Annotated in this window: 18 protein-coding genes and 1 tRNA gene; 6 read left to right on the top strand and 13 right to left on the bottom strand. The window is 69.0% G+C overall.

Annotation, left to right across the window (positions count from 1 at the left end):
- Positions 1–410: 410 nt before the first annotated feature.
- From EV652_RS02000 to EV652_RS01970, 7 genes are all read right to left on the bottom strand, one after another.
- On the bottom strand, positions 411–908 hold the full coding sequence (locus EV652_RS02000; RefSeq protein ID WP_132207201.1) for a DUF3145 domain-containing protein: 498 nt from the start codon (positions 906–908) through the stop codon (positions 411–413).
- Between the two features lie 223 nt (positions 909–1,131).
- On the bottom strand, positions 1,132–2,553 hold the full coding sequence (locus tag EV652_RS01995) for an acyl-CoA carboxylase subunit beta (protein WP_132207200.1): 1,422 nt from the start codon (positions 2,551–2,553) through the stop codon (positions 1,132–1,134).
- Between the two features lie 99 nt (positions 2,554–2,652).
- Positions 2,653–3,888 carry a beta-ketoacyl-ACP synthase II gene (fabF, locus tag EV652_RS01990; protein ID WP_132207199.1) on the bottom strand — a complete coding sequence of 412 codons (1,236 nt, stop codon included), beginning with the start codon at positions 3,886–3,888 and terminating at the stop codon, positions 2,653–2,655.
- A 105-nt stretch (positions 3,889–3,993) separates the two neighbouring features.
- Positions 3,994–4,242, bottom strand: coding sequence for an acyl carrier protein (locus EV652_RS01985; RefSeq protein WP_130446978.1), 249 nt, complete (start codon positions 4,240–4,242; stop codon positions 3,994–3,996).
- Between the two features lie 85 nt (positions 4,243–4,327).
- Entirely contained in the window at positions 4,328–5,323 is a 996-nt protein-coding gene (locus tag EV652_RS01980; protein WP_132207198.1) for a beta-ketoacyl-ACP synthase III, read from the bottom strand.
- A 26-nt stretch (positions 5,324–5,349) separates the two neighbouring features.
- Positions 5,350–6,540 carry an acyltransferase domain-containing protein gene (locus EV652_RS01975; protein ID WP_132207197.1) on the bottom strand — a complete coding sequence of 397 codons (1,191 nt, stop codon included), beginning with the start codon at positions 6,538–6,540 and terminating at the stop codon, positions 5,350–5,352.
- Between the two features lie 78 nt (positions 6,541–6,618).
- The gene (locus tag EV652_RS01970) at positions 6,619–7,821 is read right to left on the bottom strand and encodes a PucR family transcriptional regulator (RefSeq protein ID WP_132207196.1); all 1,203 of its coding nucleotides are present in this window, start codon (positions 7,819–7,821) and stop codon (positions 6,619–6,621) included.
- A gap of 130 nt (positions 7,822–7,951) precedes the next feature.
- Here EV652_RS01970 and EV652_RS01965 point away from each other — a divergent pair, with 130 nt between their 5' ends.
- A complete protein-coding gene (locus tag EV652_RS01965) occupies positions 7,952–8,992 on the top strand; it encodes a PHP domain-containing protein (RefSeq protein ID WP_132207195.1) in 1,041 nt (346 codons plus the stop codon).
- A gap of 3 nt (positions 8,993–8,995) precedes the next feature.
- Here the strand turns inward: EV652_RS01965 and EV652_RS01960 are convergent, their stop codons facing one another.
- Entirely contained in the window at positions 8,996–9,568 is a 573-nt protein-coding gene (locus EV652_RS01960; protein ID WP_132207194.1) for a CGNR zinc finger domain-containing protein, read from the bottom strand.
- A 67-nt stretch (positions 9,569–9,635) separates the two neighbouring features.
- On the opposite strand from EV652_RS01960, the gene EV652_RS01955 reads away from it, so the two are divergent.
- Both EV652_RS01955 and EV652_RS01950 read left to right on the top strand, forming a co-directional pair.
- Positions 9,636–10,178, top strand: coding sequence for a LysE family translocator (locus tag EV652_RS01955; protein WP_132207193.1), 543 nt, complete (start codon positions 9,636–9,638; stop codon positions 10,176–10,178).
- 61 nt (positions 10,179–10,239) lie between these two features.
- Complete coding sequence (locus EV652_RS01950) at positions 10,240–11,247, top strand: pirin family protein (RefSeq protein WP_132207192.1); 1,008 nt, start codon at positions 10,240–10,242, stop codon at positions 11,245–11,247.
- Here the strand turns inward: EV652_RS01950 and EV652_RS01945 are convergent.
- From EV652_RS01945 to aceE, 5 genes are all read right to left on the bottom strand, one after another.
- Positions 11,213–11,746, bottom strand: a complete 534-nt coding sequence (locus EV652_RS01945) for a hypothetical protein (RefSeq protein ID WP_242001495.1) — start codon at positions 11,744–11,746, stop codon at positions 11,213–11,215. The genes EV652_RS01950 and EV652_RS01945 overlap by 35 nt on opposite strands.
- Before the next feature lie 74 nt (positions 11,747–11,820).
- Entirely contained in the window at positions 11,821–13,440 is a 1,620-nt protein-coding gene (locus EV652_RS01940) for a LuxR C-terminal-related transcriptional regulator (protein ID WP_132207191.1), read from the bottom strand.
- A gap of 34 nt (positions 13,441–13,474) precedes the next feature.
- On the bottom strand, positions 13,475–14,569 hold the full coding sequence (locus EV652_RS01935) for a flavin-containing monooxygenase (RefSeq protein ID WP_132207190.1): 1,095 nt from the start codon (positions 14,567–14,569) through the stop codon (positions 13,475–13,477).
- Positions 14,566–14,871 carry a hypothetical protein gene (locus EV652_RS01930; RefSeq protein ID WP_132207189.1) on the bottom strand — a complete coding sequence of 102 codons (306 nt, stop codon included), beginning with the start codon at positions 14,869–14,871 and terminating at the stop codon, positions 14,566–14,568. The genes EV652_RS01935 and EV652_RS01930 overlap by 4 nt, the downstream gene beginning before the upstream one ends.
- Positions 14,872–15,050: 179 nt before the next feature.
- Positions 15,051–17,822: a pyruvate dehydrogenase (acetyl-transferring), homodimeric type gene (aceE, locus tag EV652_RS01925; RefSeq protein ID WP_132207188.1), complete on the bottom strand. Its 2,772-nt coding sequence runs from the start codon at positions 17,820–17,822 to the stop codon at positions 15,051–15,053.
- A gap of 254 nt (positions 17,823–18,076) precedes the next feature.
- On the opposite strand from aceE, the gene EV652_RS01920 reads away from it, so the two are divergent.
- The 3 genes from EV652_RS01920 (at position 18,077) to EV652_RS01910 (ending at position 19,088) form a co-directional block, all read left to right on the top strand.
- Complete coding sequence (locus tag EV652_RS01920) at positions 18,077–18,523, top strand: DUF3052 domain-containing protein (RefSeq protein ID WP_199237956.1); 447 nt, start codon at positions 18,077–18,079, stop codon at positions 18,521–18,523.
- A 7-nt stretch (positions 18,524–18,530) separates the two neighbouring features.
- Positions 18,531–18,998 carry a peroxiredoxin gene (locus EV652_RS01915; RefSeq protein WP_132207187.1) on the top strand — a complete coding sequence of 156 codons (468 nt, stop codon included), beginning with the start codon at positions 18,531–18,533 and terminating at the stop codon, positions 18,996–18,998.
- Positions 18,999–19,016: 18 nt separating this feature from the next.
- Positions 19,017–19,088 (top strand) — tRNA-Val (locus EV652_RS01910).
- Positions 19,089–19,222 lie beyond the last annotated feature (134 nt).

Genomic DNA, 19,222 nt, shown 5'->3' with positions numbered 1-19,222 from the left:
CGACGCCCGCGCGAGTGATCGCGGGGGCGTTCGTGCGTCTCAGGCCCCGTGCGTCTTCAGGTCGTGCGTCTCAGGCTTCGGCGTCGGCGACTTCAGTGAGGACGGCGGCAGCCGCGCGATGGAGGAACTGCTGGCGAAGTACCCGACCTGGACGGCGTCTTCATCGCCTGGTCCCCAGGTCCTCTGCGTAGACGCACGAAGGGCGCGGATCCGAAGATCCGCGCCCTTCACGTGGTGCGGCCGCTGTTTGCGACAACCGGGGGTGTCCCGACACCCGGTGGCCCAGCGGCCACGGCCCCTCCCACCCTAGTGAGATGTCTGATGCTGAGTCTTGTCCAAAAGTTCGGCGAAGTCCGTACCTTTCTCGGCTTTCTTCAGAAGTTCTCAGGTTCGCCCCATCCGTGAGAGCCTCAGACGACCTGGTGGAGCCACCGCACCGGCGCGCCGTCACCGGCGTACCGGAACGGTTCGAGCTCGTCGTCCCATGGCCGGCCGAGCAGCCGCTCGACCTCCTCGGTCAAATCCGCCTCGCCGCTGGCAGCCTTGAGCATCGCCGCCTTCAGCCGCTCCTCCGGCACCATGATGTCGCCGTGCACGCCGGTGGTCGCGTGGAAGACCCCGAGCTCGGGCGTGAACGAGTACCGCTCACCCTCGACACCGTTGCTCGGCTCCTCGGTCACCTCGAACCGGAGCTTCTGCCACCCGCGCAGCGCGGATGCCAGCTTCGCCGCGGTGCCGGCCTCGGCCTGCCACGACAGCTCGGCCCGATAGGTGCCCTGGGCCGCCGGCTGAGGCGTCCAGTCCAGTTTCACGGGCACGCCAAGTACGCCGCCCGCGGCCCACTCGACATGCGGGCACAACGCTGACGGCACCGTGTGGACGTAGAGAACGCCACGAGTTGTCGCCACCGGGACCTCCTGTGCTCGAGGGGCGCCTTCCCCAGCGTTCTCGAACATCCGTGTCGATCCCAGCGGAACCAGCCTCCCACCCGGCACCACAAGGCACCCGACAGAACACTGCGTACATCTTGCACCACCGACCCCACCAACACCAGTAACCTCGCCGTGTCAACCACATCACCATCGTGTCGCGATCCCAGATTCAGGCGACTCGATGGCTGCGCGGTCCTGATCAGAGCGGGATGTTGCCGTGCTGGCCGCGGCGGCCGGTGTCGGCTTCGGCGATGGCGGCGGCCAGGGCGGAGCGGGTCTTGGCGGGGTCGACCACCTCGTCGACGACGCCGATCTCGCGGGCGCGTTCGATGCCACCCGCAATCTTCTCGTGTTCGGCGGCCAATTCCGCCTCGACCTGGGGGCGCAACTCCGGATCGACCTCGGCGAGCTTGCGCCGGTGCAGCACCCGGATCGCGGCCACCGCGCCCATCACGGCCACCTCGGCTCGCGGCCAGGCGAAGACCCGGGTAGCGCCGAGCGACCGGGCGTTCATCGCGATGTAGGCCCCGCCGTACGTCTTCCGGGTCACCAACGTCACCCGCGGTACGACGCTCTCCGCAAAAGCGTGCAGCAACTTCGCCCCACGCCGTACGACGCCATCCCACTCCTGACCGACACCGGGCAGATACCCGGGTACGTCGACCAGGACCACGAGCGGGACGCCGAACGCGTCGCACATCCGCACGAACCGCGACGCCTTCTCGGCCGAGAGAGCGTCGAGACAACCGCCCAACCGCAGCGGGTTGTTGGCGATCACGCCGACGGTCCGCCCACCGAGCCGGCCGAGCGTGGTGACGATGTTCGGTGCCCATCGCTGGTGCAGTTCGACGGAGGAGTCCTCGTCGAGCACCCCTCCGACCAGCGGATGGACGTCGTACGCACGCTTGGCCGACTCCGGCAGCAACCCGGACAGATCGGTGTCCGGTACGTCGCCCGACACCGACCCCTGGTTCGCGAACAGATCCGCCAGCCGGCGCGCCTGCTCGATCGCCGCAGCCTCGGTGTCGGTGGTGATGTGGACGACGCCGGACCGTCGTCCGTGCGGCTCGGGACCGCCGAGGCGCAGCATGTCGACGTCCTCACCGGTGACCGAGCGGACGACGTCCGGACCGGTGACGAAGATCCGTCCCTCCGGGCCGAGGATGACGATGTCGGTCAGCGCCGGGCCGTACGCCGCGCCACCCGCGGCCGGGCCGAGCACCACAGAGATCTGCGGGATCTTCCCCGACGCCTGTGTCATCGCGTAGAAGATCTTGCCGACCGCGTGCAGGCTGAGCACGCCCTCGGCCAGCCGGGCACCGCCGGAGTGCCACAGGCCGATGATCGGCAGCTCCTCCCGTCGCGCCACCTCATAGGCCTTGACCACCACGTCGCAGCCCTCGTCGCCCATCGCGCCGCCCATCACCGTGGCGTCGGAGCAGAACGCGATCACCGGAGCGCCCGCGATCGTGCCGCGCGCCGCGAGCATCCCGCACAAGGTGTCCGGCGTGATCAGCTCCAGGCTGCCCGGGTCCAGCAGGTGCGTCAGTCGGGCGACCGGGTTCCGGGGGTCCTCCTCGCGCGCTAGCTTGGCGGGCTTCTGTGGAGCTGCGGTGGTCATGGCGTCTCCGGGGGTGAGAAGGAAACTGCGGTCCAGGACCGGGATGCGGCCCTGGACCCTCGAACGGTCAGCCCGTTTTACGGTCAGATCGTTTACGGTTCAGATCGTTTTGAAGGCGATGGCGGCGTTGTGACCGCCGAAGCCGAACGAGTTGTTCAGCGCCGCGATGTCCCCGTCGGCCAGCTTGCGCTGCTCCGTCGCGACGTCCAGCTCGATCTGGTCGTCGAGCTTGTCCAGGTTGATGGTGGGTGGCGACACCCGGTGGTGCAGCGCCAGGACGGTCGCAATCGACTCGACCGCGCCGGCCGCGCCGAGCAGGTGACCGATCATCGACTTCGGCGCGGTCGCGATCGCGTTGTCCGCGTCCTTGCCGAGCGCCAGCCGGATCGCCAGCGACTCCGCGATGTCGCCCTGCGGGGTCGAGGTGGCGTGCGCGTTGATGTGGCGAATGTCGGCCGGGACCAGGTCGCCCTCGACCAGAGCCCGCTCCATCGCCCGGCGCGCGCCGGAACCGGTCGGGTCGGGCTGTGCGATGTCGTGGCCGTCGGCGGAGATACCCGCGCCGGCGAGCTCGGCGTAGATCTTCGCGCCCCGCGCCTTGGCGTGCTCGTACGACTCCAGCACCAGGATGCCGGCGCCCTCACCGAGCAGGAACCCGTCCCGGTCCACGTCCCACGGCCGCGACGCCTTCTCGGGCTCATCGTTGCGCTTGCTCAGCGCCATCATCTGCCCGAACGCCGCCAGCGGCAGCGCCATGATCGCGCCTTCGGTCCCACCGGCCAGTACGACGTCCGCGCGGCCGAGCCGGATCTGGTCCAGGCCCAGCGCGATCGCCTCGTTGCCGGAGGCACAGGCCGAGACCGGGGTGTGGACGCCGGCCTTGGCGCCGAACTCCAGGCTGACGTACGCGGCGGACGAGTTCGGCATCAGCATCGGGATCGCCAGCGGCGACACCCGGCGCGGGTTGGTCTTCAGCGCGTCGTAGTTGGCCAGCGTGGTGTGCAGACCGCCGATGCCGGAGGCGCAGGCGACACCGAGCCGCTCCTTGTCCAGCCCGGAGTCCTCCAGGCCGGCGTCGGCCCAGGCCTCGCGAGCGGCGACGACGGCGAGCTGCGCGTTCCGGTCGAGCCGGCGGGCCTTCACGCGCTCGATCACCTCGGTCGGCTCGACCGCGGCCGGGGCGGCGATCTGGACCGCCAGGTTCTCCACCCACTCGTCGGTCAGCCGTCGCGCGCCGGAGCGGCCGGCCAGCAGCCCTTCCCAGGTGCTGGAGACATCACCCCCGAGCGGGGTCGTGGCTCCGAGCCCGGTGATGACGACTCGGGTCTTCGACATGGTTACCTCATCCTTCAAAGTTCGGGGATCGGTCAACGAGGGGTGTGTTGGTGCTCACCGGACCGGGGGTCCGATGAGCACCGGCCAGCACAAAGCAGGGCTTGGTCAGCCGTTCTGGGCGCGCTCGATGAACGCGACCGCGTCGCCGACGGTCTTCAGGTTCTTCACCTCGTCGTCGGGGATCTTCACGTCGAACTTCTCCTCGGCGGCCACCACGACCTCCACCATGGAGAGCGAGTCGACGTCGAGGTCGTCGGTGAAGGACTTGTCCAGCTGGACGTCCTCGACCGGGATGCCGGCGATCTCGTTCACGATCTCGGCGAGGTTGGAACGGATCTCTTCGGTGCTGGCCATGTTCTTGGTTTCCCTTTCGGAGTTTCTCTGGCTTACTTCAGCCGGGCCGGCCACCTGAGCCGGCCCGGACAACTATGGACGAGTACTACGGCAGCCGGATGACCTGGGCGGCGTACACCAATCCGGCGCCGAAGCCGATGATGAGCGCGAGGTCGCCGCTCTTCGCCTCGCCGGACTCGCGCATCGCGGTGATCGCGAGCGGGATCGACGCGGCCGAGGTGTTGCCCTGCCGCTCGATGTCGCGCGCCACCTTGACCTGCTCGGGCAGTTTCAGCGTCCGCCGCATCGCGTCGGTGATCCGCATGTTCGCCTGGTGCGGCACGAACAGGTCGAGGTCCTCGGCCTTGACGCCGGCCACGTCGAGCGCCTGCTGCGCGGTCTTCGCCATCTCGAAGGACGCCCACCGGAACACCGGGTTGCCGTCCATCTGCAGGTGCGGCCAGTTGGAACTGCTGACCGCCTCCTGCCACGACTCCTCCTGGCTGATCACCTCGTGCTGGGTCCCGTCGGAACCCCACACGACCGGGCCGATCCCCGGCTCGTCGGCCGGCCCGACCACCGCGGCACCGGCTCCGTCGGCGAAGATGAACGCCGTACTGCGGTCGGCTCGGTCGGTCAGGTCGCTCAGCCGCTCGACGCCGATCGCCAGCACGTACTTCGCGCTGCCGCCGCGGACCAAGTCATTGGCCATCGCGACGCCGTAACAGAAGCCCGCACAGGCGGCGGAGATGTCGAACGCGGCCGCGGTCGGGGCGCCGACCTCGACCGCGACCCGGGTCGCGATCGCAGGGGTCTGGTAGAGGTGCGTCACGGTGGAGACGATGACGCAGCCGATCTGAGCCGGCTCGATCCCGGCGTCGGCCAGCGCGTCCTTCGCGGCGTTCACCGACATCATCAGGACGGTCTCGTCCTCCTCGGCCCAGCGCCGCTCCTTGATCCCGGACCGGGTCTGGATCCACTCGTCACTGGAGTCGATGTGCTCCAGGATCTCCGAGTTCGGCACGACCCGGCGCGGGCGATACGACCCGATGCCGAGAACACCGGCGTACGGCGTACCTGTCTGAGCGGTGATCGCGGTCATGGGGCCTCCCGGCCTGGACTGAGTCATCAGTTCGTTCCGTTGGGGTGCAGACGGACCAGGGGCTGTCCGGGGGAGACCGGGTCACCCTCCTCGACCAGCCACTCGACGACGATGCCGCCGTGCGGTGCCTTGACGTCGAGCTCGTCGCGCAGGCTCTTCACCTGGGCGACAACCTCTCCGGCTTCGACCGTGTCGCCCGGCTCGCGCCGGACCTGGGCCTCGCGGGTGAACGTGCCCTTCATCGGCGCGACCAGCAACCGCCAGGTCGGCGACGCGTCGATCTCGGACGGGCTGCCGTGCTTCTCGGCGAACGCACGGGCGTCGTCGAGCTGATCCGGAGTCTTCAGTGCGAACGTCTCGACGCCCTTGAGGGCGCGCCGCGCGATCCCGGTCAGTGTGCCGGCCGGCGGCAGCTCGAGGATGCCGGTCACCTGCAGGTCGGCCATCGTCTCCATGCACAGGTCCCAGCGGACCGGGGAGTTGACCTGGCTGACGAGCCGGCTCAGGACCTCCTGGCCGTCGTGCACGACCTGGCCGTCGCGGTTCGAGATCAGCCGGGTCCGCGGGTCGTGGGTGCTGATCGCGGTCGCGTACTTCGCCAGCGTCTGGACCGCGGGCTCCATGTGCTTGGTGTGGAACGCACCGGCCACGGACAGCGGGATCAGCCGGGCCTTGGCCGGCGGGTCGGCGGCCAGCGCGGCCAGCTCCTCGACCGTGCCGGCGGCGACGATCTGGCCGGGTCCGTTGTCGTTCGCCGCGGTCAGGCCGTACTCGGCCAGCTTGGCCAGGATCTCGTCCCGGTCGCCACCGAGGACGGCGGTCATCGAGGTGGCGGTCAGCGCTGAGGCGGCGGCCATCGCCTTGCCACGCTCGCGGACCAGCACCATCGCCTGCTCGGCGCTGAGCACGCCGGTGCCGGCCGCGGCCGCGATCTCACCGACACTGTGCCCGGCGACGGCGCCAACCTTGCTGAGCGCGTCGGACGGGTGCGGGAACACCGCCAGCGCGGCCAGCATGCTGGACGCGACCAGCAGCGGTTGCGCGATCGCGGTGTCCCGGATCGTGTCGGCGTCGGCCTTGGTGCCGTAGTTGGCGAGGTCGAAGCCGGCCACCGCGGAGAGCCAGTTCAGCCGGCTCTCGAACGCGGGATCTTCCAGCCACGGCTCGAGGAATCCTGGGGTCTGGGCACCCTGACCGGGCGCGACGATGACGAGCACGTGACAACTCTCCCTGAGCCGGGCCGTCCGTGGGCTGGAATGCCGCACGAATTCTACCGGGCCGACTTTGTAGGAATCCTACAAAACGGAGCTACCCGGCTCGGGGTTGAGCAGGCGGCCCAAGGCCAGTGCGACACGGAGTGTGAAAGCGTCTCGGGGGTTCAGTGGCGAGTAGCCCGTGATCTCGCCCACACGCTTCAGTCGATACCGGACAGTATTGGCGTGGATGAACATCGCCCGAGCCGTCGCCTCGATCGATCCGCCCGAGTCGAGGTACGCCGACACGGTGTCGAGTAGCACGCCACCGCCTATTGTGAGCGGGCCATAGACGTCAGAGGCGAGTTGGCGACGCGCGTGGCCGTCTCCGGAGAGTGATCGTTCCGGCAGCAGCTCGTCGGCCTGGACCGGTCGTGGAGCCGCCGGCCACGCGGGTGCCGCGCGGAGTCCGGCGATGGCCGCGCGAGCGGACGTGACGGCCGCCATCAGGTCTTTCACCACCGGTCCGACAACGATCGGACCGGGTCCGAACCACTGAGCGAGGTTTTGTACGATCTCGACAGGTTTGCTCGTACCACCGAGTACTACCACCAGCCGGTCGCCCTGCATCGCACACAGAGCGTCAGCACCGGCCTCCCGGGCCGCGTGCCGGACCACGTCGGCCACGTTGGCGCTGCCGGGCTCCGATTCGGGCGCCCGGCCGACGACCACGGTCACCTCCCCGGATCCCGTCGTACCGGCTCCGGTCCAGCCGAGGGCGGAGGCGCGGGAGCGGACCGACTCGTCGGCCTCGCCGCGGATCACCGAGTCGACGACCAGGGCCTCGAGCCGGGCGTCCCAGGCGCCGCGCATCTCGGCGGCCTGCGCGTAGACAGTGGCCGCGGCGAACGCGACCTCGCGGGCGTAGCGCTGCATCGCCTCGCGGACCACCGGCACGTCCTCGGGCGGGAGCAGGTCGCCGATGGTGTTCTCGATCATCTCGATCGTGGTCCGGAGCAGGTCGACGGTCTGGTGCAGCGAGATGACCCGGGTGAACTCGCGCGGCGCGGAACCGAACATCCGGATCGGCATCGACGAGTGTTCCTCGGGGTCGCGGAACCAGTCGACGAACGCGGTGATGCCGGACTGCGCGACCAACCCGATCCAGGACCGGTCCTGCGCGGACAGCTTGCCGAACCAGGGCAGCTTCTCGTCCATCGCGGCCATCGCGGCGGTGGCCAGCGCGCCAGTCGCGCCCTGCAAGCGTTCCGCCCGCGCGAGATGCCCCTTCGACGCCTTCGCCACGTGTCGACCATAACCGGAGCCGCGGACCGCCAGGCCATCACAATCGCGGACCCCGGCCACCTTCTCGCCCGGGCGACTCCCGATCGCCCATTTGTGATGGCCTGGCGGTCCGCGCTGCCATCATGGGGTGATGACGGACAAGCAAGGTGTGGCGGATGCGGTGGCGGCGCTGCGGGCGATCGGGTACTACCTGGAGCGCGACCAGCAGCCGACACATCGGGTGAAGGCGTACCGGCGAGCTGCCGACACGATCGCGGCCTTGCCGGCGGCCGAGGTTCGGGCCCGCCGCCGGGCCGGGACGCTGACCGAGCTGCCCGGGATCGGGCCGAAGACCGAGGCCGTCATCCTCGAGGCGATGGACGGCAGCACGCCGTCGTACCTGGTCAAACTCGAGGAGGCCGCGGGCGCTCTCACCACCGCTGGTACGGCGATGCGCACGGAGCTCAAGGCGGATCTGCACCTGCACTCGGAGTGGTCCGACGGTGGCAGCCCGATCGAGGAGATGGCGCGTACGGCGCACAGTCTCGGGCACAAGTACATGGCGCTGACCGACCACTCGGCCCGGCTCACCGTCGCCAACGGGCTGTCACGCGAACGCCGGATGCAGCAGCTCGAGGTGGTCGCCGAGCTGAACAAGAAGCTGGCCGACGAGCTGGACGGCTTCACCATCCTGAACGGCATCGAGGTCGACATCCTCGAGGACGGTTCGCTCGACTGTGACACCGAGATCCTGGCCCGGCTCGACCTGGTCGTCGCCAGCGTCCACTCGAAACTGCGGATGGCGGCCGAGCCGATGACCGAGCGAATGGTCCGGGCGATCGCGAACCCGCACGTCGACATCCTCGGCCACTGCACCGGCCGCCTGATCACCGGCGGCCGCGGTACCCGGCCTGAGTCGGACTTCGACGCGGAGATCGTGTTCGAGGCGTGCCGTCAGTTCGGAACCGCCGTCGAGATCAACTCCCGCCCAGAGCGGCTGGACCCGCCCAAGCGGTTGCTGTCGCTCGCGGTCGAGATGGACTGCATGTTCTCCATCGACACCGACGCGCACGCGCCCGGCCAGCTCGACTGGCAGGTGTACGGCTGCGAGCGCGCCGAGGACTGCGGTGTGACCCCCGACCGCGTCATCAACACCTGGGACCAGGACAAGCTGCGGGACTGGGCCAGCTAGCGATCAGTGCTGGCGGGCCGCGTGCCGGGCGACGCGGGCGCGGTTACCGCAGGACTGTTTGCACCATTGCTGTTTGCCGTGGCTCTGGACGAAGTAGCGGACGCAGCGGGGTGCCTGGCAGCTGCGGAGCCGGCCGGACAATGGGCCGCTGAGGAAGTCGGCCACGGCCAGCGCGAGCGAGCCGAGGACCAGCGGTTCACCGCGGCTGCCGGAGGTACGACGGACCTCCACTGAGCCGCTGTCCAGATCGACCTCGTGGGTCAGCCCCAGCCCGGCGATCGCGTCGGTGAGCAGCCTTCCTGCTGTCGCCGGGGTCATCAGGTTCGTGGCGTCCGCGCGACTGGGAGGTGCGGGGGAGACCGTCGCGGCGAAGGCGGCGCGGGCGGCCCGGCGGAGTTCTCGCAGGGTCGTGGCGTCGGCGCGAGTGCCCGGCCAGTGTGCCTCGATCCAGGCTGCCACCTGATGGTCGGACGCGAAGTCGTCGGCAACGCCGCCGTGTCCGTCGTGCCGGATCGTGCTGACGAAAGCCAGTGCCAGTTCGCCGTCGGCGCCACTGTCGAGGACCACGTTCTGCATGATGACACTCTAACGGATATTTCAATTTATGCATTAGGGTGCCGATTATGACTTTCTCCGTCTTGCGCTGGCGACGACGCAGGCGCTGGCCGGCAACGTCCGCGGCGTACGAACCGTTGTCCTCGGCACCGGTCTCGGCATCTTCACGCACGCCGGTCTCGCCGCGGCCGGGTTGTCGGCGCTGGTGATGCGCTCCGCGACCGCGTACGAGGTGGTCCGGCTCGTCGGTGCGCTCTACCTGATCGGGCTCGGCCTCATCACCCTGTGGCGATCGCGGACACGGTCGGCACCGGTCGCGAACGGACGGCTCGGGCCGGTGACGCTGCGGTCCGCGTGGACGGCCAATGTGCTCAATCCGAAGGCGGCGGCCGTCTATCTGACGCTGGCTCCACAGTTCCTCTCGCGCGATGCGATCGGGCTGCCCGGCCTGCTCGCGCTCGCTGCCGTGCACGTCACACTGACGGCCGTCTGGCTGACCGTAAGTACAGGCGTCCTCCGGCTCGTGACAGCGAACAGCCGAGGGTCGGCGTTGACCCGGTCGGTCTCAGCGATCGGTGGCACGGTGCTGGTCGCACTCGGCATCCGCACCCTGATCCAAGGGCGCGTGTAGCAGGCCCGCTGAATCGGCGTATCGTGCGAATCGCTCGGCAGGCAGCGAAGGGATGGGACTCGTGAGCGACTTGGAGAAGGACCCGGCCGAGATCGTGTGTGTCGGCGGCAATGATGGGCCGGTGCTGGAGTTTCTCGAGCCGCGTGAGGTCGTCCTCGGCCGGACGACGAAGGTACGCCGGCTGCTGCCGAACAAGAACCGGCGGATGGTCGGTGCGTGGTGCTTCGTGGACCACTACGGGCCGGACGACCTGACGAGTCGCGTCGACTCGTACGACGTACCAGGGGAGCGGGGGATGCGGGTCCCGCCGCACCCGCACACGAGTCTGCAAACGGTCAGCTGGCTGTTCGAAGGCGAGATCGAGCATCGCGACAGCGTCGGATCGCACGCGATGGTCCGGCCGGGTGAGCTCAACATCATGACCGCGGGCAACGGGATCGCGCACTCCGAGGTATCGACCCCGACCGCGCCGCCGATGCTGCACGGCGCCCAACTGTGGGTCGCGCTGCCGGACTCCGTGCGTACGACGGTCCCACCCGCCTTCAACGCGTACGCCGACTTGCCGACGATCGACTTTGACGGCGCCCGAGCCACGGTCATGGTCGGCACCGTCGCCGGCGTCACCTCACCCGCCCCGGCCTACACGCCACTCGTCGGCGCCGACCTCACCATCGACCCCGGTCGCACGGTGACGGTGCCACTCACTCCGTCCAACGAGTACGCCGTACTGATCGTCGACGGCTCCGTCACAGTCGGCGACCTCACCCCGTCGTTCGGCGAGATGGTCTACCTCGGCGACGGCCGTGAGTCGGTCGATCTAGTTGCCTCAGACAACGGCACCCGGCTCCTCCTGCTCGGCGGCGAACCGTTCGAAGAGCAGTTGGTGATGTGGTGGAACTTCATCGGCCGCAGCCACGAAGAGATCGTCACCGCCCGCGAAGCCTGGCAGGAAGCAATCGCCGCCAGCGGCACCGACCGCTTCGGCATGGTGCCGGGCTACGACGGCGACCCGCTGCCGGCACCCGCGCTACCCGCTATCGCGCTGAAACCAAGGCCACGGGCACGCTGACGCGCCGGCGGTAGTAGGCCCAGGTGAGGACCAGGAGGGCTGGGCCCCAGAGCTGGAGCGGGGCGTAGCAGGCGATCATGAGGGTTTTCCAGGCTGGGCTGGAGAACGGGATGAAGTGGTTGGTGAAGAGGTCCCGGAAGCCGTAGGTCCAGATGGCGATGAGGCAGAGGGCGCCGAGGACGGCGGGGACGATGGCGGCGTAGGGGTTGACCCGGCGGCCGCCGATGAAGGGGATCCAGCGGGGTGCGACCTCGCCCCAGGGCTTGACCAGGCCGAAGGCGATCAGCGCGACTGCCTCGGAGAACAGCGACAGGAAGATGACGTAGATCGTCTCGCCGGTCCCCTCCAGGTAGATCGGGTGGCCGGCGTCGTTGGTTACGCCCATCGAGGACCCCGCCACGAGCCCGAGTCGCCACAGACCGGACGGCAGGGTCATGAACGGGATCGCGTGGGCCAGCCAGTAGGCCCACGGTGGCACAGGTCGCTCAGTCGTTTTCACACTCCGAGCATTCAACGTCCGCCCGTGGCCGGACCTCACCCGTGAGAGTGAACCGGTTCCCTCCCGAGAGCGTTTCAGAGCAGGTCGTGGTCCCGGGCGTACGCCGCTGCCGCGGTGCGGGACGGGACATCGAGCTTGGTGAAGATGTTGGTCAGGTGCCGCGCCACCGTCTTGTCGCTGAGCACCAGCCGGTGCGCGATCTCGGTATTGCTGTTGCCCGACGCAACCAAGCGCAGGACTTCGAGCTCGCGCCCGGTGAGCCCGCCGGCGATGTCGCGGTGCAGCAGCTTCTCGACCTCCTGCCGGGCCGGTGCCGCACCGAGCTCGGTGAAGGTCCGGACCGCCGACGTCAACTCGGAAGCCGCGGAGTCCTCGTCGCCGAGCAGCCGGAACGCCCGTCCGACCAGCACCTTCGCCCTGGCAACCTCGTACGGCGCCTGGAGCCCGTTCCACACCTGCGTCGCCACCCGAGCGTGCGGCAGCGCGTGGTCCGGATCGCCACGCTCCAACGCGACCAGAGCCAAGCTGTACTCCGCCGCTGCGCGAAGCCCCGCACACCCGAAGCCGGTCGCGGTCCCCGACAACTCCACAGCGGCCGCGTCTGCGTCATCGACGTAACCACCGGCGAGCAGCACCTCGACAGCCGGCCCGAGCAATCGGGACCGGTGCACCTGGTCGCCCGTCTCCGCGAGCAACCGTCGTACGGCGGCAAGAGCGGCCGGCGTACGCCCACGAGCCAGCTGCAGCAGCGCCCGGCCCGGCTGAGCCTCGTACCCGAATCCCGCGGCCTCGTCGTACGACGCCTCGGCTGACAGGTAGTCACCACGAATCCGCAGGATGTCGCCGCACTCACTCAACGCGAGTCCCGCGGCTGCCTGCGCACCTGACGCCGCATACCGACGGCACGCGTCGTTGAACTCCGCCAGTGCGTCCCCATATGCACCGTGCAACCGCAGGATCTGTCCCCGGTGTACGGCGCATTGCCCGGTGTACGGCACCAGATCCGGCTGGGTGTCGCACCACCGCGTCAGCGCCGTCGTCCACGCGGACGCGCGGGCGAAGTCCATGATCTCCTGGCACGCCTCGATCATCGCGCAGTACGTGTTGCCCGCGAAGATCGGCGACACCTCGCCGGCCGCGACGCCGACCATCGCTTCGTCCAGCAGTGCCAGTCCCTCGGGCACGCGGCCGGAGTACATCAGCAAGCGGCCTTGGCAGACGAGTCCCTGGGCCAGCAGGTCGGAGTCGTCGAACCGCCTGGCCAGCTCGGTGATCTCGGTGCCGAGCCGCAACGCACCGGCGAAGTCACCCTGTCCCAGCTGACGGAAGAACTCGTGGATGCGGAGGTAGCCGTGCTCCACCACGTCGTCGGGCTGATCCGCCAGCAGCCGCTCGGCCCGGGCGGACCAGCCGTTGCCGACGGCCACTTCACCTCGGAGGTTGTGCACCAGGCCGAGCCAGAAGGCGAACCGAACCGCGCCCAGGGGGTTGCCGTCGTCGACCTGCAGCCGGTAGCCGCGCTGCAACGCGCGGATACAGGCGTCGTTGTCGCCGACCAGGTAGGCGGCGGTGGCGAGCGAGAGCAGGTCGGCGGCCTGCAGGTCGGTGCCGGCCGCCAGCCGCTCGTAGGCCGTGGCCCAGTCGCGCCGCTCGAACGCCGCCCGAGCTCGCTCAAGATCGTCGACAATCCCCATCACATGCCCCTCACCCGTGAGCATGCGCGATGGATCAGGCAGCGGCAAGAGTCCGAACCGATCGGGTCGCGATCCGCTTGGCGACGTACGCGGCGTCCCGGCCGACGCCTGGCAGCACCATCGAACTGAAGGCGAACTGGAACGACAGGCCGCAGAAGAACAGGCCCGGCGCGTCGGTAGCCACGCCCCGCAGCTCCGACGGCCAGCCGTCCGCACCGGTCACCGGCAGCTGGATCCAATCGAAGACCTGCTTGAACCCGGTCGCCCACACCACGTTCGCCACGTCCAGCACCCGGGAGTCGCCGAGCACCGGCAGCCCGTCGCGGACACCGGTGACCCGGTCGAGGACCCGCTCGACCCCTCGCTCGAGCAGGTCCTCGCGCTTGACACGGAGCATCGGTCCGCCGTGGAACCGGACCTCGTCCATGGCCTTCCGCCCGATCGGGGTCCGCCGGGTGATCAGGTGCTTGCCGAGGAACAGGAAGACCGGGAAGAAGACGCGCGCCCCGGGGGTGCCCAGCCGCACCGGGATCTGGCCGGGATCGCGTCCGCACAGGATGGTCGGGTGGCTGGTGGCGACCTCGTACGCGATGTCCGTCCCCGAGTGCGATCCGCCGACGACCAGCACCGGTCCGTCCTTCAGTTGCTCGGGCCGGCGGTACTCGCTGGAGTGCAGTTGCCGGATCGCCGGGTCGAGGTCGACGGCGAAGTCCGGCAGGTACGGCGTCTTGCCGAAGGTGCCGGTGGCAACCACCACGTTGTCGGCGTGGATGGTTCCGGTGCCCGTGGTCACGACATACCGGCCGTCGGACGACTCGAGCTTCTCGACCCGGGTGCTGCTGCGGACCGGGAGGTCGAAGCGGTCCGCGTACGACTCCAGGTAGTCGGCGACCTCGTCCTTCGTCGGGTAGCCCCAGCGTTCACCCGGGAACGGCAGTCCGGGCAGGCCGTCGTACTTGATCGGTGTGTAGAGCCGCAGCGTGTCCCACTGCGCCCGCCACTGGTCGCCGATCCGGACGTTGCCGTCCAGGATCAGGAACGGTCGGCCACGCTTGCGCAGGTGGTAGCCGGTGGCCAGTCCGGCCTGTCCGGCACCGATGATGACGGTCTCGATACTTTCGGTGTTCATGCGAGCCTCCGCCCGTCAGTGGCGACGCCGCGATGGCCGGAGTGGTAGCGCAGCCACCACAGCAACATCAGCGCGGACGTCACGACGTAGAAGCCGTGCAGGGCCCAGATCGGTCCCGGCGGCAGGTGCACCACGTAGATGCAGTGGACGGCGTTGCCGACGTTCGCGAGCACCAGGTTCGCCGGGCTGTACGACCTGAGGTCGTGGGTCCGGATCGCCTTGATCACCATCGGCAGCGCGCTCGACGCGAAGAGGAGGGTGGACACCGTCCCCGCGAGAAGAGCAACGCTTGCGCCAGTCATGTCACCGACGGTAGGGACCGGGGGCCGCGAGGCGCGTCGGACGGAATGCGCAACCTGCGTAGACCGCTCCCTACGAGGTTTGTCGTACCCCGGTGTGCGGGCCTGGAGGTCCGCCGTTTTCCCACGGGAACGAAAACAGCCGCTCACCGGGAAGGTGAGCGGCTGTTCCGAAACAACCGTCAGGCGCCGGCGCCCTCTTGTTTCACGCCGGCGACCGCGGTCGGGTCGTCGATGCGGTACTTGCGGGCTGCCTCGGCGGCGACCTCCGGCTTGACGTCACCGCGCTTGGCCAGGATCTCCAGCGTGGCGACGACGACCGACTCGGCGTCCACGTGGAAGTGGCGCCGGGCCGCGGCCCGGGTGTCGGCCAGGCCCCAGCCGTCGGTCCCGAGCGAGGTGTAGTCGTTCGGCACCCAGCGGGAGATCTGGTCCTGGACCGCCCGCATGAAGTCGCTGACCGCGACCACCGGGCCCTTGGTGTCCTTCAGCTGCTCGGTCACGAACGGCACCTGCTCCGGCTCGTCCGGGTGCAGCAGGTTGTGCTCCTCGGCCGCGATCGCGTCCCGGCGCAGCTCGTTCCACGAGGTCACCGACCAGATGTCGGCGGCCACCGAGTACTCCTCGGCCAGGATCTGCTGGGCCCTGCGGACCCACGGCAGCGCGACACCGGACGCGAGCAGCTGCACCCGCGGTACGTCGTCGCCCTCGGCCGTCTCGTACTCGCTGAACCGGTAGATACCCTTCAGCAGTCCCTCGACGTCGAGGTTCTCCGGCTCGGCCGGCTGCGGAACGGGCTCGTTGTAGACGGTCAGGTAGTAGAACACGTCCTCACCGAACGGCTTGTCCTTGTCCAGGCCATAGCCGTACATCCGGCGCAGGCCGTCCTTCACGATGTACGCGACCTCGTAGGCGAAGCCCGGGTCGTAGTGCACCGCGGCCGGGTTGCTCGAGGCGAGCAGCGGCGAGTGACCGTCGGCGTGCTGCAGACCCTCACCGGTCAGCGTGGTCCGGCCGGCCGTCGCGCCGACCAGGAAGCCCCGGCCGAGCTGGTCGCCGAACGCCCAGAGCGAGTCACCGGTCCGCTGGAACCCGAACATCGAGTAGAAGATGTAGAACGGGATCATCGGCTCGCCATGGGTCGCGTACGCCGTACCGGCCGCGATCATCGAGCCCATCGCGCCGGCCTCGCTGATGCCCTCGTGCAGCAGCTGACCCTGCTCGGACTCCTTGTACGACAGCAGCAGATTGCGGTCGACCGCCTCGTATTGCTGCCCGTGCGGCGAGTAGATCTTGGCCGTCGGGAACATCGAGTCCATACCGAACGTGCGGTACTCGTCCGGCGCGATCGGGACGATCCGGTGGCCGATCTCCGGGTCCTTCATCAGGTCGCGGAACAGTCGCACCAGCGCCATCGTGGTCGCCACCGGCGAGTTGTTGCCCTTGCTCAGCGGCTTGTAGACGTCGTCGCCGGGCAGCTTCAGCGTCGTCTTCGGCGCGACCCGGCGCTCCGGCAGGGAGCCGCCGAGCTGCTTGCGCCGCTCCATCATGTACTGGTACTCCGACGAGTCGGTGCCGGGGTGGAAGTACGGCGGGTTGTACGCGTCCTCGAGGTCCTTGTCCTCGATCGGCAGGTAGAGCCGGTCGCGGAACGCCTTCAGGTCGTCCGAGGTCAGCTTCTTCATCTGGTGGGTCGCGTTGCGGCCCTCCAGCGCCTCGATCGTCCAGCCCTTGATGGTCTGGGCCAGGATCACCGTCGGCTGGCCGACGTGCTCGGTCGCGCTCTTGAACGCGGCGTACACCTTGCGGTAGTCGTGACCGCCGCGGGGCAGCTTGCGCAGGTCCTCGTCGGACAGGTTGCGGACCATCGCCTGCAGCCGCTGGTCACCGCCGAAGAAGTTGTTCCGGATGTACTCGCCGGACTCGACGGAGTAGGTCTGGAACTGGCCGTCCGGGGTGGTGTTCATCTTGTTCACCAGCGCGCCGTCGTGGTCCTGCGCCAGCAGGTTGTCCCACTCCCGGCCCCAGATCACCTTGATGACGTTCCAACCGGCGCCGCGGAAGAACGCCTCCAGCTCCTGGATCACCTTGCCGTTGCCGCGGACCGGGCCGTCCAGTTGCTGCAGGTTGCAGTTGATCACGAAGGTGAGGTTGTCCAGCTCCTCGCGGGCGGCCAGGCCGATCGCGCCGAGCGACTCCGGCTCACCCATCTCGCCGTCACCGAGGAACGCCCAGACGTGCTGCTGGCTGGTGTCCTTGATGCCGCGGTGGTGCAGGTACCGGTTGAACCTGGCCTGGTAGATCGAGTTCAGCGCGGCCAGTCCCATCGAGACGGTCGGGAACTCCCAGAAGTCCGGCATCAACCGAGGGTGCGGGTACGACGACAGTCCGTTGTGCGGACCGCGGGAGACCTCCTGGCGGAAGCCGTCCAGCTGGTCCGAGGACAGCCGTCCCTCGAGGAAGGCGCGTGCGTACATACCGGGGGAGGCGTGGCCCTGGATGAAGACCTGGTCGCCGCCGCCGGGGTGGTCCTTGCCGCGGAAGAAGTGGTTGAAGCCGACCTCGTACAGGCTGGCCGCGGACTGGTAGGTGGCGATGTGGCCGCCGACCTCGAGGCCCTTGCGGTTGGCCTTGCTGACCATCACCGCGGCGTTCCACCGGATGAAGGCGCGGATCCGTCGCTCGATGTGCTCGTCACCGGGGAACCAGGGCTCCCGCTCGGGCGGGATCGAGTTGATGTAGTCGGTGCTCCGCAGCGCGGGCACCCCGACCTGTCGCTCCCGGGCTCGTTCGATCAGCTTGAGCATCAGGTAGCGCGCTCGCGCCTTGCCCCGTTCGTCCAGGACGGCGTCGAGCGATTCGACCCACTCACGCGTCTCGTCGGGGTCGATGTCGGGGAGCTGGGTGGGCATCCCCTCGGTGATGATGGCTGGTGGTTCGTGTCCGGAAGCCACGGTGTCCTGCCGTTCTCTCTGGTTGTCTTCACCGCAATCCTGTCACCTGTTCGGAATGCGTTCTACTTCGCCTTCCACAGGGGCCCGATTCTGGTCGTTCGAGCGTGTTCCCACCGGACACGGACCGCGCTCACCCCGCGGATACCGGACACGTCACGGAACCCTCGTGCATACTTGCGCGACGCGGTAGGCCACGATGGACTATCGCTACTGACGCCTACCCCCAGGCAAGCGGGGACCACGGAGGAGGACACGTGAGCGCGACCGCGGACCACGCGGACGGCAAGAGCGGGGGGCCGACCATGGCTTCCCGGCTCGGCCTGGAGACCGGCTGGATCGTGCAGGAGATCGGGTACGACGACGACTGCGACGACGAGTTCCGCGACGCGATCCGGCAGATCACCGGAGAGGAGTTCGTCGACGACGACACCGACGAGGTCGTAGACGTCGTCCTGCTCTGGTTCCGGGAGGACGACGGCGACCTGGTCGACGCCTTCTTCGACATCCTGACCGACCTGAAGGCCGGCGGCGTGGTGTGGCTGCTGACCCCGAAGGTCGGCCGCGACGGGTACGTCGACGCCAGCGACATCGCCGAGGCCGCGCCGACGGCCGGACTCGCGACGACGAGCAGCCTGACCGTGACCGACGACTGGTCGGCCACCAAGCTGGTGGTGCCGAAGTCTGCGCGCGGCCGGGGCTGACCGTCTGGTGACGCCTGCGGTCGGCAGCCGGGCACCGGACTTCACCGCCCGGAACCAGCACGGCGAACAGGTCCGGCTGGCCGATTTCCACGGCCGCCGGGACGTTGTCCTGGTCTTCTACCCGTACGCCTTCAGCGGGGTATGCACGAGTGAGCTGACCACGCTGCGGGACCGGCCCGACCTGCTCGCGGCGGCGGAGTTCCTGGCGATCTCGTGTGACCCGATGTTCACGCTGCGGGCGTACGCGGACGCCCAGAAGCTCGAGTTCGGCCTGCTCACCGATTTCTGGCCGCACGGGGCGATCGCGTCGTCGTACGGCGTCTTCGACTCCGAGCGCGGCTGTGCGCTGCGCGGCACCTTCGTGGTCGACCGCAACAGCGTGATCCGGTGGTCCGTGGTCAACCCGATCCCGGAGGCCCGCAACCCGGACGACTACGCCGAGGCCCTGGCACGTCTGACTCCACATCTCGGGTAGACTGCGCCGTCGATGCGAGGGCGGATAGCTCAGCGGTAGAGCGCTTCCCTTACAAGGAAGATGTCGGGGGTTCGATCCCCTCTTCGCCCACTCGCTCACGAGCGAGGTCCGCCGCGCAAAATGCGCGCGCCGACCTCGCTCGTTGCGTTTCTGGTTCCTCGGCGGGGCGGTCTTTCTACCGAGCTCGACGCTGTTTGTCGGGACGGCGCGGACCGCCAGGCCAT

Source organism: Kribbella steppae, assembly GCF_004342025.1.
GTDB classification, from domain to species: domain Bacteria; phylum Actinomycetota; class Actinomycetes; order Propionibacteriales; family Kribbellaceae; genus Kribbella; species Kribbella steppae.
This window is presented reverse-complemented; position numbering and strand designations above follow the sequence as displayed.